The 14,391-nt window shown below is 68.9% G+C and carries 13 protein-coding genes and 1 tRNA gene; 8 read left to right on the forward strand and 6 right to left on the reverse strand.

Annotated features, from left to right (window positions below):
* Nucleotides 1-119 precede the first annotated feature (119 nt).
* From RLT59_RS18135 to RLT59_RS18170, 8 genes are all read left to right on the forward strand, one after another.
* Nucleotides 120-866 carry a YcnI family copper-binding membrane protein gene (locus tag RLT59_RS18135; RefSeq protein WP_311304363.1) on the forward strand — a complete coding sequence of 249 codons (747 nt, stop codon included), beginning with the start codon at nucleotides 120-122 and terminating at the stop codon, nucleotides 864-866.
* Between the two features lie 74 nt (nucleotides 867-940).
* Nucleotides 941-1,594 carry an SCO family protein gene (locus tag RLT59_RS18140; RefSeq protein ID WP_311304364.1) on the forward strand — a complete coding sequence of 218 codons (654 nt, stop codon included), beginning with the start codon at nucleotides 941-943 and terminating at the stop codon, nucleotides 1,592-1,594.
* Entirely contained in the window at nucleotides 1,591-2,040 is a 450-nt protein-coding gene (locus RLT59_RS18145) for a copper chaperone PCu(A)C (protein ID WP_311304365.1), read from the forward strand. Before RLT59_RS18140 ends, RLT59_RS18145 begins: the two co-directional genes overlap by 4 nt.
* A gap of 14 nt (nucleotides 2,041-2,054) precedes the next feature.
* Entirely contained in the window at nucleotides 2,055-4,073 is a 2,019-nt protein-coding gene (locus RLT59_RS18150; protein WP_311304366.1) for a copper resistance CopC/CopD family protein, read from the forward strand.
* A 29-nt stretch (nucleotides 4,074-4,102) separates the two neighbouring features.
* Complete coding sequence (gene efeB, locus RLT59_RS18155; RefSeq protein WP_311307767.1) at nucleotides 4,103-5,461, forward strand: iron uptake transporter deferrochelatase/peroxidase subunit; 1,359 nt, start codon at nucleotides 4,103-4,105, stop codon at nucleotides 5,459-5,461.
* A 91-nt stretch (nucleotides 5,462-5,552) separates the two neighbouring features.
* Complete coding sequence (pheA, locus tag RLT59_RS18160; protein WP_311304367.1) at nucleotides 5,553-6,488, forward strand: prephenate dehydratase; 936 nt, start codon at nucleotides 5,553-5,555, stop codon at nucleotides 6,486-6,488.
* A gap of 628 nt (nucleotides 6,489-7,116) precedes the next feature.
* Nucleotides 7,117-8,406, forward strand: a complete 1,290-nt coding sequence (serS, locus tag RLT59_RS18165; RefSeq protein WP_311304368.1) for a serine--tRNA ligase — start codon at nucleotides 7,117-7,119, stop codon at nucleotides 8,404-8,406.
* A complete protein-coding gene (locus tag RLT59_RS18170) occupies nucleotides 8,403-9,209 on the forward strand; it encodes an HAD family hydrolase (RefSeq protein ID WP_311304369.1) in 807 nt (268 codons plus the stop codon). The genes serS and RLT59_RS18170 overlap by 4 nt, the downstream gene beginning before the upstream one ends.
* Nucleotides 9,210-9,274: 65 nt before the next feature.
* Here the strand turns inward: RLT59_RS18170 and RLT59_RS18175 are convergent.
* From RLT59_RS18175 to RLT59_RS18200, 6 genes are all read right to left on the reverse strand, one after another.
* Nucleotides 9,275-9,361 (reverse strand) — tRNA-Ser (locus tag RLT59_RS18175).
* Nucleotides 9,362-9,627: 266 nt separating this feature from the next.
* Entirely contained in the window at nucleotides 9,628-10,323 is a 696-nt protein-coding gene (locus RLT59_RS18180) for a hypothetical protein (RefSeq protein WP_311304370.1), read from the reverse strand.
* A gap of 296 nt (nucleotides 10,324-10,619) precedes the next feature.
* A complete protein-coding gene (locus RLT59_RS18185) occupies nucleotides 10,620-11,339 on the reverse strand; it encodes an ABC transporter permease (protein ID WP_311304371.1) in 720 nt (239 codons plus the stop codon).
* A 28-nt stretch (nucleotides 11,340-11,367) separates the two neighbouring features.
* On the reverse strand, nucleotides 11,368-12,279 hold the full coding sequence (locus tag RLT59_RS18190) for an ABC transporter ATP-binding protein (RefSeq protein ID WP_311304372.1): 912 nt from the start codon (nucleotides 12,277-12,279) through the stop codon (nucleotides 11,368-11,370).
* Complete coding sequence (locus RLT59_RS18195) at nucleotides 12,276-13,184, reverse strand: ABC transporter permease (protein ID WP_311304373.1); 909 nt, start codon at nucleotides 13,182-13,184, stop codon at nucleotides 12,276-12,278. The genes RLT59_RS18190 and RLT59_RS18195 overlap by 4 nt, the downstream gene beginning before the upstream one ends.
* Entirely contained in the window at nucleotides 13,174-14,163 is a 990-nt protein-coding gene (locus RLT59_RS18200) for an ABC transporter ATP-binding protein (RefSeq protein WP_311304374.1), read from the reverse strand. Before RLT59_RS18200 ends, RLT59_RS18195 begins: the two co-directional genes overlap by 11 nt.
* Nucleotides 14,164-14,391 lie beyond the last annotated feature (228 nt).

Raw genomic sequence — 14,391 nt, forward strand, 5'->3', positions numbered from 1 at the left:
CGGTGCGGACGCGGGGCAGCACGCACACACCGTTCGTGAGGGGAAGAGGTGTCGCGATGCCGTCGCGCACCCGCGCGGCGGAGCACCTTCCCTTCGTGCTTTGTGGAGTGATCCCTGACATGAACGTTTCCCGCATCGCCCTCGTCGGCGGCGTCGCCGCGTCCACCGTGCTGATCCTCGCCGGTACGGCCTCCGCCCACGTCAGCGTCCAGCCGCAGGGCGAGGCCGCCAAGGGCGGTTACGCCGTCATCAACTTCAAGGTCCCCAACGAGGGCGACGACGCCGCGACGACCAAGCTCGAAGTGAACTTTCCGACCGATCACCCGCTGGCCTCCGTCATGCCGCAGCCCGTGCCCGGCTGGAACATCAAGGTGACCACGAGCAAGCTGGCCAAGCCGCTCGACATGCACGGCAAGAAGATCAACGAGGCCGTCTCCAAGGTCACCTGGACCGCCGACGGCGGCAAGATCGAGCCCGGCCGCTTCCAGCAGTTCCCGCTCTCCGTCGGCCAGCTCCCCGAGGACGCCGACCAGCTGGTGTTCAAGGCCGTCCAGACGTACGACAACAAGGAAGTCGTCCGCTGGATCGAGGAGCAGAAGGACGGGGCGGAGGAGCCCGAGAGCCCCGCTCCGGTCCTCAAGCTGACCGCCGCCGCCGACGAGGCGCACGGCGCGGCGGCCACAGGCTCCGACTCCGACGACAAGAACGCCGCCGCGGACCAGTCGAAGGACGAGAAGACGACGGCATCGGCGTCCTCTTCCTCCTCCAGCGACAACACGGCCCGCGTTCTCGGCATCGTCGGCATCGTCATCGGCATCGCAGGTGTCGCCTTCGGCGTCCTGGCCGGCCGGCGGCGCACCGCCTGACCATCCAACAGGGCATGTCTCGGAACACGCCCTGGCCCCACCCGCCACACCGACCCATCAGGAATCAGTGCTCCATGGTTAAGAAGTCTGTGCTGGCCGCGGCGCTCGTCGCCGCGGCCGCACTCACCCTGTCCGCCTGCGGCGGCAGTGACAACGACAGCAAGAAGCCGATCGCCGACGTCTCGGTGGAGGCGAAGACCAAGGCCGCGACGGTGCTCGACGACCCGTTCACCAAGCCGAACCTCGTCCTGACCGACACCCACGGCAAGAAGTACGACCTCCGTGAGAAGACCAAGGGCAAGCCGACACTCATCTACTTCGGCTACACCAACTGCCCCGACGTCTGCCCGCTCATCATGAGCAACATCGCGATCGCCAAGAAGTCCCTCCCGCAGGCCGAGCGGGACAAGCTCCAGGTCGTCTTCGTCACCACCGACCCGGAACGCGACACCCCGTCCTCGCTGGGCAGCTGGCTCAAGTCCCAGGACCCGTCCTTCATCGGTCTCACCGGCGACTTCCCGACCATCCAGGCGGGCGCCCGGCAGATCGGCATCGGCATCGACGCGCCGAAGAAGGAGAAGGACGGCACGATCGTCTCGATGCACGGCTCGCAGGTCATGGCGTTCTCCCCGAAGACCGACAAGGGGTACGTGCTCTACAGCGAGGACACCACGCCCGACGACTACACCAAGGACCTCCCCAAGCTCCTCAAGGGGGAGACTCCGTGAACCGCCGCACCGTCCTCGCCGGCGTCCTGGCCCTCTCGACAGGTCTGACGCTGGCGGGGTGTTCCGCCACGGGCGGCAAGCCGGAACTGAAGGTCACCGGCGCGTTCATGCCGCAGCCCGTCAACGACATGGCGGCCGCCTTCCTCGTCGTGCGCAACAGCGGCGGCGGTTCCGACCGGCTCACCTCCGTCACCAGCCCGCTCTCGGACGACGTCACGATCCACGAGACGAAGAACCAGGCGATGCGCATGGTGACGTCGTTCGCGGTACCCGCGGGCGGTGAGCTGGATCTGGAACGCGGTGGAAACCACATCATGTTCATGAAGCTCAAACAGCAGCCGAAGCAGGGCGAGAAGGTGTCCGTGGAGCTGCACTTCGAGAAGGCCGACCCCATCAAGGTCGACCTTCCCGTGAAGGAGACCACCCACAACCCGAAGAAGCAGTGAGGGACTGACAGACCATGACAGCCACCGCCCCGCCCTTCGGGCCGCCCCCGTCCGTACCCGCCATACGCAGGCCGCTCGCCGCGGCCGGACTCCTCGCCGCTCTGCTCGGCGTGGTCTTCGGTCTGCTGCTGGCGGTCGCGGGTCCCGCGTCGGCCCACGCCGCACTCACCGGGAGCGATCCACAGGACGGGGCGGTGGTCGCCACCGCCCCCAAGCAGGTCACGCTGACCTTCTCCGAGCAGGTGGCCGTGGGCAAGGGATCCATCCGGATCCTCGACCCGAACGGCAAGCGCGCCGACACCGAGGCCGCTCCGCTCGATCTGCACAGCGGCTCCACCGTGAAATACGGCGTCGCCCTGCACACCGGCCTGCCCGACGGCACGTACACCGTCGCCTGGCAGGCCGTCTCCGCCGACAGCCATCCGGTCTCCGGCGCCTTCACCTTCTCCATCGGCGCGCCCTCCAAGACGACCGTCGCCCTCCCGGACAACGAGGCCGGGGGCGGGCTCGTCGGCACGCTCTACGGCATCGCGCGCTACGCCGCGTACGCCGGATTCATCGTGCTCGCGGGCGGCGCCGCCTTTGTGCTGGCCTGCTGGCAGCGCGGGGCGGGCGCGCGCCCCCTGCAACGCCTCGTGGTGCGCGGCTGGATGACCCTCACCGCTGCCACCCTCGCCATGCTGCTGCTTCGCAACCCCTACACCGGCTCGGGGAAGCTCGCGGACGCCTTCGACCTCGACGGGCTGCAGGCGGTCCTCGACACCAAGCCCGGCGCCGCGCTCGTCTCACGGCTGCTGCTGCTCGGTGCGAGTGCGCTGTTCATCGCGGTGCTGTTCGGGACGTACGCGAAGCGCGAGGACGAGCACGAGAAGAAGGACCTCACCTTCGGCCTCGCCGCCGGGGGCACGGTCATCGCCGCCGGGATCGCCGGAACATGGGCGCTCGCCGAGCACGCCTCGACCGGCATCCAGCCGGGGATCGCCATGCCGGCCGACGTGCTCCACCTGCTGGCCGTGGCGACCTGGCTCGGCGGGCTCGCGGCCCTGCTGGTCGCGCTGTACCGCACCCCCGACGTCACCGCCGAGGCCGTGCGCCGCTTCTCCCGGATCGCGTTCTGCAGTGTGCTCGTGGTCGTCGCCACCGGGATCTACCAGTCCTGGCGCCAGCTCGGCTCCTGGTCCGCGCTGACCGATACGGGGTACGGGCAGCTGCTGCTCGTGAAGGTGGGGCTCGTCGCGGTGCTGGTCGGGGTCGCGTCGTTCTCCCGCCGGTGGACGGGGAGGCTGGCGTCCGGCGGCGGCGACGCGGCGACGAAGACGGAGACCCGGGCTGCCGAAACCGGAGCCGAGGCCGAAACCGGGGCGGGATCCGTAACCGCGGCCGGGACGGAAGCAGCGTCCGAGGCGGAGGCCGACGCCGCACCGGCTTCGCCGTCGGGCGATTCGACGGCGCAGGACCCCGCACGGGCCGTCCAGCTCGCCCGGCAGAAGGCCGCCGTGGCCACCGCGGAGAAGAAGCGGGTACGAGACGCCGACCCCGACCGCTCCGGCCTCCGCCGCTCGGTGCTGGCCGAAGTCGGCGTCGCGGTGGCCCTGCTGGCGGTGACCACCATCCTGACGTCGACCGAGCCCGGCCGTACCGAGGAGGAGGCTGCCCGTGCGTCGAACGCGGCCGCCGCTCCCGCCGCGAGCGGTCCCGTCAACCTCACGCTGCCGTTCGACACCGGCGGCAAGAACGGCAAGGGCACGGTCCGGATGGACATCGACCCGGGCCGTACCGGCACCAATGCGCTCCACCTCTGGATCGAGGACGCCAACGGGAAGGCCATGGACGTCCCCGAGGTGAAACTCGCCCTCACCCTGAAGTCCAAGGACATCGGCCCCCTTCCCGTGGTCCCGGTCCGGCTGACCGAGGGGCACTGGACATCCACCGGCCTGCAGATCCCGATGGCGGGCGACTGGACCGTCGCGGCGACTGTACGGACGTCGGACATCGACCAGACGACCGTCGACAAGAACGTGAAGATCGGCTGAGCAGGACCGTGAGCGCAAAAAGTTCGAAAATCACAGGCACCGCAGGTAATGCAAGCAGTGCGGGCAAGGCAGCGACCGCCGGCGGCACAGGGAAGGGGAGCGGCGGATCCGGGGGCGCCGGTTCACACCACCCCGGCGCCCTCTCGCGGCGACGGATGCTCGGCACCGCCGGAGCGGCCGGGGCCACCGGGCTGGTGCTCGGGGCGGCCGGAGGCGCGGCCGGCTACGCCGCGACGCGGGACGACGCACCGACCGCCCTGACCTCCGTCGGCTCCTCCGAGGTGATGTTTCACGGGAAACATCAGCCGGGGATCACCACCCCGCTCCAGGCGAGCGGCCATCTCATCGCCTTCGACCTGGCCCCCGGCGCCGGCCGGAAGGAGGCGGCCGCCCTGATGCGCCGCTGGTCAGCCGCCGCACAGCGGCTGATGGCCGGCGAGCCCACCGCCGGTGGTGCGGCGGACGGCACAGGGCACGACACCGGCATCGCGCTGGATGCCGGGCCGTCCTCGCTGACCGTCACCTTCGGCTTCGGCGCCACCTTCTTCGAACGCACGGGCCTGGCCGACCGCCGTCCGCCGGGGCTGGACCCGCTGCCGCCGTTCTCCGCCGACCACCTCGACAGCGCCCGCTCCGACGGCGACCTCTGGGTGCAGATCGGCGCCGACGACGCGCTCGTCGCGTTCCACGCACTGCGAGCCGTACAGAAGGAGGCCGCTTCGACGGCCGCCGTTCGCTGGCAGATGAACGGCTTCAACCGCACACCCGGCGCCACCGCCAAGCCGATGACCGCCCGCAATCTGATGGGCCAGATCGACGGCACCGGCAATCCGAAACCGGCCGACAGCGACTTCGACCGGCGCGTCTTCGTCCCGTCCGGCGGCGGTGACACGAAGTACGAATGGCTGGCCGGCGGCTCGTACGCGGTCGTCCGCCGGATCAGGATGCTGCTCGACGACTGGGAGAAGCTCCCGGTGGAACGTCAGGAACGCGTCATCGGCAGGCGCAAGACGGACGGCGCCCCGCTGAGCGGCGGCACCGAGACCACCGCCATGGATCTCGACAAGGCGGGCCCCGACGGGAAACTCCTGATCCCCGACAACGCGCACGCCCGGATCTCCTCCCCCGAGCGCAACAGTGGAGCGGCGATGCTCCGCCGCCCGTTCTCGTACCACGACGGCATCGCGACGGACGGCACTCCGGACGCCGGGCTGCTGTTCATCTGCTGGCAGGCGGATCCGCTGCGGGGCTTCGTACCGGTGCAGCGCAAACTCGACCGGGGAGACGCGCTCTCCCCCTTCCTGCGCCACGAGGCGAGCGGGCTGTTCGCGGTGCCGGGCGGGGCGGCGGCCGGGGAGTACGTAGGGCAGCGGCTGCTGGAGTCCTGAGCCGAAACGGCTCAACAGTCCCGGAGGCCCGAGCCGAAACGGCTCAACGGTCCTGGACTTTTGAGCCGTCACCGCGCATTAGGGTGACGGTATGTCCGCCACGCGCTACGCCTATCTCGGCCCAGAAGGCACCTTCACCGAGGTCGCCCTCCGTACGCTCCCGGAAGCCGCCACCCGCGAACTCGTCCCGATGGTCTCCGTGCCGGCGGCCCTGGACGCGGTGCGCAACGGCACGGCCGCCGCGGCACTCGTACCGATCGAGAACTCCGTCGAGGGCGGCATCACCACCACCCTCGACCAGCTCACCAGCGGTGAACCGCTGATGATCTACCGCGAGGTGCTGCTCTCCATCACCTTCGCGCTGCTCGTGCGCCCCGGCACCAAGCTGTCCGACGTGAAGACGGTCACCGCGCACCCGGCCGCGCAGCCGCAGGTCCGCAACTGGATGGCCGCCCATCTCCCGCAGGCCGTATGGGAGTCGGCGGCGTCCAACGCGGACGGCGCCCGGCTCGTGCAGGAAGGCCGGTACGACGCCGCGTTCGCCGGTGAGTTCGCCGCGGCGACGTACGGGCTCGAACCGCTGGTGACGGAGATCCACGACGCGGAGAACGCTCAGACCCGTTTCGTTCTGGTGGGGCGCCCGGCCCGGCCGGCGGCGCCGACCGGTGCGGACAAGACGTCGGTGGTCATCTGGCTGGGCGACGACCATCCCGGTGCGCTGCTCGAACTGCTCCAGGAGTTCGCGGTGCGCGGGGTGAACCTGATGCTGATCCAGTCCCGGCCGACGGGTGCGGGGATCGGCAACTACTGCTTCGCGGTGGACGCCGAGGGCCATATCTCCGACCGCCGGGTGGGCGAGGCGTTGATGGGGCTGAAGCGGATCTGCCCGAACGTCCGCTTCCTCGGCTCGTATCCGCGGGCCGGTGTGACGCTTGCGGACGTGGGCCCGTTGCGTGCGGGCACGTCGGACGCGGAGTTCACGGTGGCCTCGGACTGGCTGGCCCGGAACCTGGACGGGCGGGCCTGACGGTCCGCCGCCCATCGGTGCCCTCCGGCCGTCAGGCTGGGGGCGCCGGTGCTTCCGCGTACCCACGGTTCCGGTGCGATCAGCGGATTGTCATCACCGGAAAAGTTATCCACAGGCGCGCGCCTCGACCTGGGGACAAGTCGACACCGCAATGCGACATGGTCGACAAATCTCCCCAGTCGACCCAGACCCGTCCACAGACCGGCAGGACGTCCGGTGTCACCTCAATTCCATTGATCAACTCTTTAGGCGAGGAATTCCCACCCGAACGAGCGTGCAGGGCGGGTTTGAAGAGCGATTCCGTGAGCTCTCGCGCCACTCCCGGAATGATCTCCCTCGCGTCCACAGATCTTCTTCACAGCCTGTGGATAACTTTCTGGAGTCGTCCACCCCTGTGGACAAGTGAGGGTCAACTCCCCTTCCAGACAAGGCCGGTACGTCAAGACCCATGAACCCTTCTGCCCCATTTAGGGGAATAGGGCCTTTTTATTGACGCCACCACTCACGACCCGTCACGCATGCGCGGTGGATTTCCCTTCAGCATTACCAATACCGGCAATTCGGGCAAAGTGACACGCTTGCCAATATCGGTTCGAGCTAAGGAAGCCGACACCGGTAGCCTGGAGGGGTGATTGACCTTCGCCTGCTCCGTGAGGACCCCGACCGTGTTCGCGCCTCCCAGCGCGCCCGTGGAGAGGACGTCGCGCTCGTCGACGCCCTTCTCTCCGCCGACGAACGGCGCAGGTCGTCCGGGGTTCGGTTCGACGAGCTCCGTTCCGAGCAGAAATCGCTCGGCAAGCTCATCCCCAAGGCCTCTCCGGAGGAGCGCGCCGAGCTCCTGAAGAAGGCCGAACAGCTCAAGGTCGACGTCAAGGCGGCCGACACGGCGCAGGGCGAGGCCGACGAGGAGACCAAGAGCCTGCTGCTGCGGCTCGGCAACATCGTCCACGAGGACGTGCCGGTCGGCGGCGAGGAGGACTTCGTCGTCCTGGAGACGCACGGCACCATCCGCGACTTCGGTGCGGAGGGCTTCGAGCCCAAGGACCACCTGGAGCTCGGCGAGGCGCTCGGCGCGATCGACATGGAACGCGGCGCCAAGGTGTCCGGTTCGCGCTTCTACTACCTGACGGGCGTCGGCGCGCTGCTGGAGCTCGCTCTCGTCAACGCGGCGATCGCCCAGGCCACCGAGGCCGGCTTCGTCCCGATGCTCACCCCGGCGCTGGTCCGCCCGCGCGCCATGGAGGGCACCGGCTTCCTCGGCCAGGCCGCGGAGAACGTGTACCACCTGGAGAAGGACGACTTCTACCTGGTCGGTACCTCCGAGGTACCGCTCGCGGCGTACCACATGGACGAGATCATCGACGCGGACAAGCTGCCGCTGCGCTACGCGGGCTTCTCGCCGTGCTTCCGCCGCGAGGCCGGTACGTACGGCAAGGACACCCGAGGTATCTTCCGGGTCCACCAGTTCGACAAGGTCGAGATGTTCTCGTACGTCGACCCGGCGGAGGCCCAGGCCGAGCACCAGCGGCTGCTGGACTGGGAGAAGCAGTGGCTCACCGCTCTCGGGCTGCCCTTCCAGGTGATCGATGTCGCCACCGGCGACCTGGGCTCCTCGGCCTCCAGGAAGTTCGACTGCGAGGCGTGGATCCCGACCCAGGGCAAGTACCGCGAGCTGACCTCCGCGTCCAACTGCGACGGTTTCCAGGCGCGCCGGCTGTCCGTCAGGATGCGCGACAACCGCGACGGCAAGAAGGTGCTCCAGCCGCTGTCCACGCTGAACGGCACGCTCTGCGCCGTCCCGCGGACCATTGTGGCGATCCTGGAGAACCACCAGCTGCCCGACGGTTCGGTACGGGTTCCCGAGGTGCTCCGCCCCTACCTGGGCGGGCGCGAGGTCCTTGAGCCGGTCGCCAAGTGACCTTTCCCTACAAGCTCGTCGCGACCGACCTCGACGGCACGCTGCTGCGTGACGACGACACGGTCTCCGGGCGCACGCGCGAGGCACTGGCCGCGGTCACCGCAGCCGGTGCGGCGCACATCGTCGTCACTGGCCGCGCCGTCCCGTGGACCCGGCACATCCTGGACGACCTGGGCTACGAGGGCCTGGCCGTCTGCGGTCAGGGCGCGCAGGTCTACCACGCGGGCGAGCACAAGCTGCTGACCTCGCTGACGCTGGACCGGCAGCTCGCCGGTCTCGCACTGTCCAAGGTGGAGGCGGAGATCGGTCCGCTGGCGCTGGCGGCCAGCCGCGACGGGCTGGACGGCGAGGTGCTGGTCGGTCCGGGCTACCGCGTTCAGGAGGGTCCGCTGCCTGCCGTCTTCGTCCAGGACCCGGCCGAGATGTGGGCGGCCCCGCTCAACAAGGTCTACATACAGCACCCGGATCTGGACGACGACGCGCTGGCGAAGGCCGCGCGGGCGGCGGTCGGCAATCTGGTCGACGTGGTCATGGCAGGACCGGGGGTCGTGGAGATCCTGCCGCTCGGACTCAGCAAGGCCACCGGCCTCTCGCTGGCCGCACGTCGGCTGGGCGTGAAGGCGGCGGACACGATCGCCTTCGGCGACATGCCGAACGACATCCCGATGTTCGCCTGGTCGCGGCACGGTGTGGCGATGGCCAACGCGCACGAGGACCTGAAGAAAGTGGCCCACGAGGTCACCGCGTCGAACCAGGACGACGGGATCGCCGTGGTGCTGGAGCGGCTGCTCCAGCAGCCTTAGGGCCGGCCTGCCTCAGAGGCCAGAAGCCTCCGAGGTCTGCTGCCTGAGTGCGTTTGCTGCTGAAGCGGAGGATGCGCGGATCGAACGCGCGCGGGGTTCGCACCCCGACGACGGCTTAGCAAGCCGCTGCCTTACCACTCGGCCAATCCTCCAGGGGAGGGCGGCCACGCGCGATGCGCATGAACGGCCGCCCCGGCGTGCTGCTCGAAGCGGCCTGTCCGAAGCAGTCGCTGACTACTTCGCGGCCCGCTCGGGCAAGCCTCGCTGGGAGCTGGACGGACTCGGACTCTCGGTCATCGCCGCGCTCCTCTCCCGGTCTGCGGTGCCGTTCCCGGCGGGTGCCGTACCGCCTACTGTGCCGCGCTCCCGATGTCCGGTGCCACTCATTTACGGGCGGCGGGCACCGGACATCGGCTGCTCAGCGGTTCCTGCTGCGGCGGCTCAGATCCTTCAGGTTCCGTGCGAGCTCGTCCATCCGCCCGTCCAGCCGGACGATGTCCTCCGACACTCCGCCCAGCCGCACGCTCAGGGCCCCGATCACCTGCTGGGTGACCTCCAGCCTCCGGTCGAGGCTGTCGAGCCGGAGCGACATCCGGTTGAGGACCGGTCCCAGCTCCTGGAGGGCGGCGCCGACACCGGCCAGGCAGCTCTCGACCCGGGTGACGCGGTGTTCGAGCGAGGCGTATCCCGCCCGCAGATCCTGCTCGGCGTCGAGGAGGTACGTACGGACGCAGCGCGCGATGTCGCTGTCGCGAAGAAGCATCGCGACGTTGAGGACGGTCCTGCGGGTGTAGAGCGTGAGCTGCGCGTGCGCCTGTGGATAACTCTCTCCCTGCCCTCCATCCAATAGGGACATCATGTCCCTATTAAAAACACGCAGGTCAGAGCCGCGCAGCAGCCTCAGGCCGTTCTCCTCCATCTCCGCGCGGTGGCGCTGGATCACCTTCTTGACGACCTCTGTGGATACTTCGAAGTACCGAGCCACGTCCTCGGTGCGGACGTGAATTCCGTCCGGGAGCATGACAAGGCTCTTCACCTTGTCCAGAGCGTCGACCCGCCCCATCTGCTCGACGCGCAGCGCGCGCGATTCGAGCAGGGCGATTTCCGTGGGCATGAGCATGCCTTCCGATCGTGAGAGCTACGGGGACAGCCCTCTCCCCGGGCTTCAGGGCCGGAGGACGCTCACGGTTGCCACTTGCTCTACGACCGACCCGATGGGTGTCGCCATCAGGCGCGTCCCACCGGCATCGGCAATCCCCGAATTCACGAAAGCTCGACGTCTCGGATTCCAGTTGCCTCCACGCACCCGGAACAACGAACCGATATCCGTACAGTTACGCGTAATACTGTCCGACATGCGACAACCCCCGTCCGCCGGACGGGGGTTGTCGCATCACTGGATGTCCGTGCTCACTCCTCGCCGGCGAGCTTCAGGGTGCGCAGCTTCTGGCCCGCGTACCAGGTCGCCACCACGGTGACCGCGATCAGCAGTACGGTCGCGAGCGGCAGTCCGACGTCGGAGGAGATGGCGGCGCCCCCGCCGACCTTCTCCGCCAGCGCGAGGGACCACTGCTGAACGCTGAGCGTGCGCGCACCGGGGACCAGGCTGCCGAAGAGGGCTTCCCAGACCAGGGCGTAGACGAGTCCGAGGACCACCGCGTGCCGGCTGACCGTGCCCAGCAGGAGGAACAGCGCGCTGTAGGCGATCGAGGCGACCAGGGCGGCGATCGTGTACGCCACCGCGATCTGCTGGCCGTTGCCGTTGAGGATCAGGCCGGCGATCATGGTGGGCACCGCCGAGAAGACCATCGTCACGGCGATCGCCACGATCAGCTTGGTGAAGATGATCGTCGGCCGGGTCACCGGCTTCGCGAGCAGGTAGACGATCGAGCCGTCGTCGATCTCCGGCCCGATGGCTCCGGTTCCGGCGATCACGCCGATCAGCGGCACCATGGTGGCGATGGCGAAGCCGCCCAGCACATCCGAGGCGACCTGGTCATCGGCCCCGGCGAACATCCGGACCGCGACCGCGATGACCACCAGCAGTGCGGGCAGGATGAAGAGGATGGCGGCCCGGCGCCGGCCGAGCAGGGCCCGGTAGGTGAGCCGGGCGACTGTGGGGTCGTACATGACGTCACAGCTCCTTTCAGGCCACTACTCAGGCCGCTACGAGATAGGAAAAGACCGATTCGAGGGACTCGTCGGACGGCGAAACGGTCAGAAGGCGAATGCCCTGATCACGTGCGACCTTCGGCAGCAGCGTGGTGAACCGTCCGAAGTCGACCGCCTGGATGCGCAGGGCGTTCTCGCCCAGGTCCACCTCGATCCCGGCTGTCGACGGGTCCGCGATGAGCGCGGCGGCGAGCGCGCGGTCGTCGCTGGACCGTACGAGATAGCGGTGCGGGCGGTCCGTCATCAGCCGGCGGATCTTCCGGAAGTCACCGGACGCGGCGTGCCGGCCGGCCACGATCACCTCGATGTGCGAGGCGAGTTGCTCGACCTCTTCGAGGATGTGGGAGGAGAAGAGGACCGTGCGGCCCTCCGCCCCCATCCGTCGCAGCAGTTCCATCAGCTGCATCCGCTGACGCGGGTCCATTCCGTTGAACGGCTCGTCGAGCAGCAGCACGGACGGGTCGTGGACCAGCGCGGAGGCCATCTTCACGCGCTGGCGCATGCCCTTGCTGTACGTCGAGATCTTGCGGTCCTGCGCGTACTCCATCTGGACCGTGGCCAGCGAGGCGGCCGCCTCCGCGTCGCCCAGACCGTGCAGTTCGGCATTGGCCACCACGAACTCGCGGCCGGTCAGGAATTCGTACATGCCCTCCCGCTCGGGCACGATGCCGATGTCCCGGTAGACGGCCTCGTTCCGCCAGATCGCCTTTCCGTCGAGCGTGACGGTGCCCGTGGACGGGGCGAGGAATCCGGCCATCATGTTGATCAGCGTGGACTTGCCGGCGCCGTTGGGACCCAGCAGACCGGTGACGCCCGGCCCCACGGTCATGCTCACGTCGTTGACGGCGACCACGTTGCCGAACCAGCGGGAGGTGTGGTCGATCTCGATGGTGGTCACAGCCCGACCCTCCGGTAGCGGCGCATCAGTACGGCGTACGAGCCGGCGACGAGCGCGAGAACAACGATCAGATAGACCACTCCGGCACCCGCTCCCGGGCCTTCCCCTCCGGGGAAGGCGGAGTCGGCTCCGAGGAAGGCGGTCTGTACCCCGTCGATCAGCGTGATCGGCGAGAACAGTCCCAGCCACGGGACGGCTCCGGTGGACCCCGTCGACCAGGCGATGCCCTGGACGGTGGAGACCGCACCGTAGGAGATGGTGAGTACGGCGATCACCGCGGCGACGCCGAAGCCCCGGCGCGGGGTGAGCGCGGCCATCACGAGGCCGAGACCGGCGAAGAGCACGGAGAGCAGCGCCACCGAGACCATCCCCTGGGCGAACCACTTGGTCTGGTCGCCGAAGTCGAACTTCCCCAGCAGAGCACCCGCGTAGAGGATGACGAGCGGCGCCCCGGTGAGGACGAAGAGCGCGGAGGCCATGGCGGCGAACTTGGCGATGACGTAGTCGCCCCGTTCGATCGGCCGGGAGAAGTACAGCGGCACGCTCTTGAAGCGAAGGTCCCTGGAGACCGACTGCGGTGCCTGCGAGGCCAGGAACAGCCCGATGACCGCCTGCAGGTAGATCGCATAGGAGGTGTACTTGACCGGCAGCTTCGTCGAGTCGGGGATGTTGATGGCCACCGCCACGATAATCGCCGCGACCAGGCACATCACGCCGAACAGCAGCATGGGCAGCACCTTGGACTTGGCCGACCGGCCGAGCCCGAACGAACCGCGCAGGGACTGCGAGTAGAGGGAGCGGCGCGCGTAGGCCCGGCCGAGGCGGGGGCCGTCATAGGCGCGGTAGCCGATGTTGTGGATCCGGGAGGTCTCGCTCCCGATCGCGGCGCCGGTCTCAGTGCTCATCGCTACCGCTCCCCTTCTGCTGTACGGCTCCGGCGGCCACGGACGCGTTCCGCGCCACGGCCTGCGCTGCCGGTGCCTCTTCGGTACGGAAGACCTCGGCGATGTGGTGGCGGCGCTGTTCCATCCGGACGAGGCCGAGGCCGAGAGCGGCGACGCTGTCGCGGACGGTGTCGTAAGTCTCCTCGCCGGTCGCCTCGATCAGCAGGATGTGGCCCGCACCCGGCAGCCCCTCCGCGTCCAGCCCGTCGAGGCCCACCAGCTTGATCCCCGTGTCCGTGAGGGCCCGGCGCAGGGCGTCGGTCCCGTCGGGGTGGGTGTCGCTGTCGGTGACCTCGACCGCGAGGGTCGTGGTGGTCTGGGTGAAGTCGCTGGTGGAGCTGGAGCGCAGGAGTGCTCCGCCGTCGATGACGACGACGTGGTCGCAGGTGCGTTCCAGTTCGCCCAGGAGGTGCGAGGTGACCAGGACCGAGATGCCGAAGTCCGTGTGCACCCGCCGGATCAGGCCGAGCATCTCGTCGCGGCCGACCGGGTCCAGCCCGTTGGTCGGCTCGTCGAGGAGGACCAGCTGCGGGTCGTGGACCAGCGCCTGGGCCAGCTTCACCCGCTGCTTCATACCGGTCGAGTAGCCGCCGATGGGACGGTAGCGCTCTTCGTACAAACCGACGTGGCGCAGGGTGTCCGCGGTGCGTTCGCGCGCCGCGGTGGGCGGCAGCCCGGACATCCGCGCCATGTGGACGACGAACTCGGTGGCCGAGACGTCGGGCGGCAGGCAGTCGTGCTCGGGCATGTAGCCGACCCGTTCCCGGATGGCGGCGCCGCTGGTCGAGACATCGAGCCCGAGCACCGCGGCCCGGCCCTCTGTGGCGGGAGACAGACCCAGCAGGATCTTGATCAACGTGGACTTGCCGGCTCCGTTGGCGCCCACCAGTCCGGTCACACCGGGGCCGATATCCAAGGAGAGCCGGTCAAGAGCGGTCACCCGTGGGAACCGCTTGCTCAGGCTTTCGGTCGCAATGACTGTCACATCAATGACGTTAGTGGCGCGGGCCACAACGGTCGTCAGACCTGGCGGCTGGATTCTCGTCAGACTCCAGATGTACGGACCCGTAGGGGGACCCCAGGAAGGAGGAGTCCAGGAAGGAGGAGTCCAGGGGTCCGGCGGATCTCTGAAGATTTCCACAGGTCCGGCGGACCTCTTGAGTTGTCC

The organism is Streptomyces sp. ITFR-6, assembly GCF_031844725.1.
Lineage (GTDB): Bacteria > Actinomycetota > Actinomycetes > Streptomycetales > Streptomycetaceae > Streptomyces.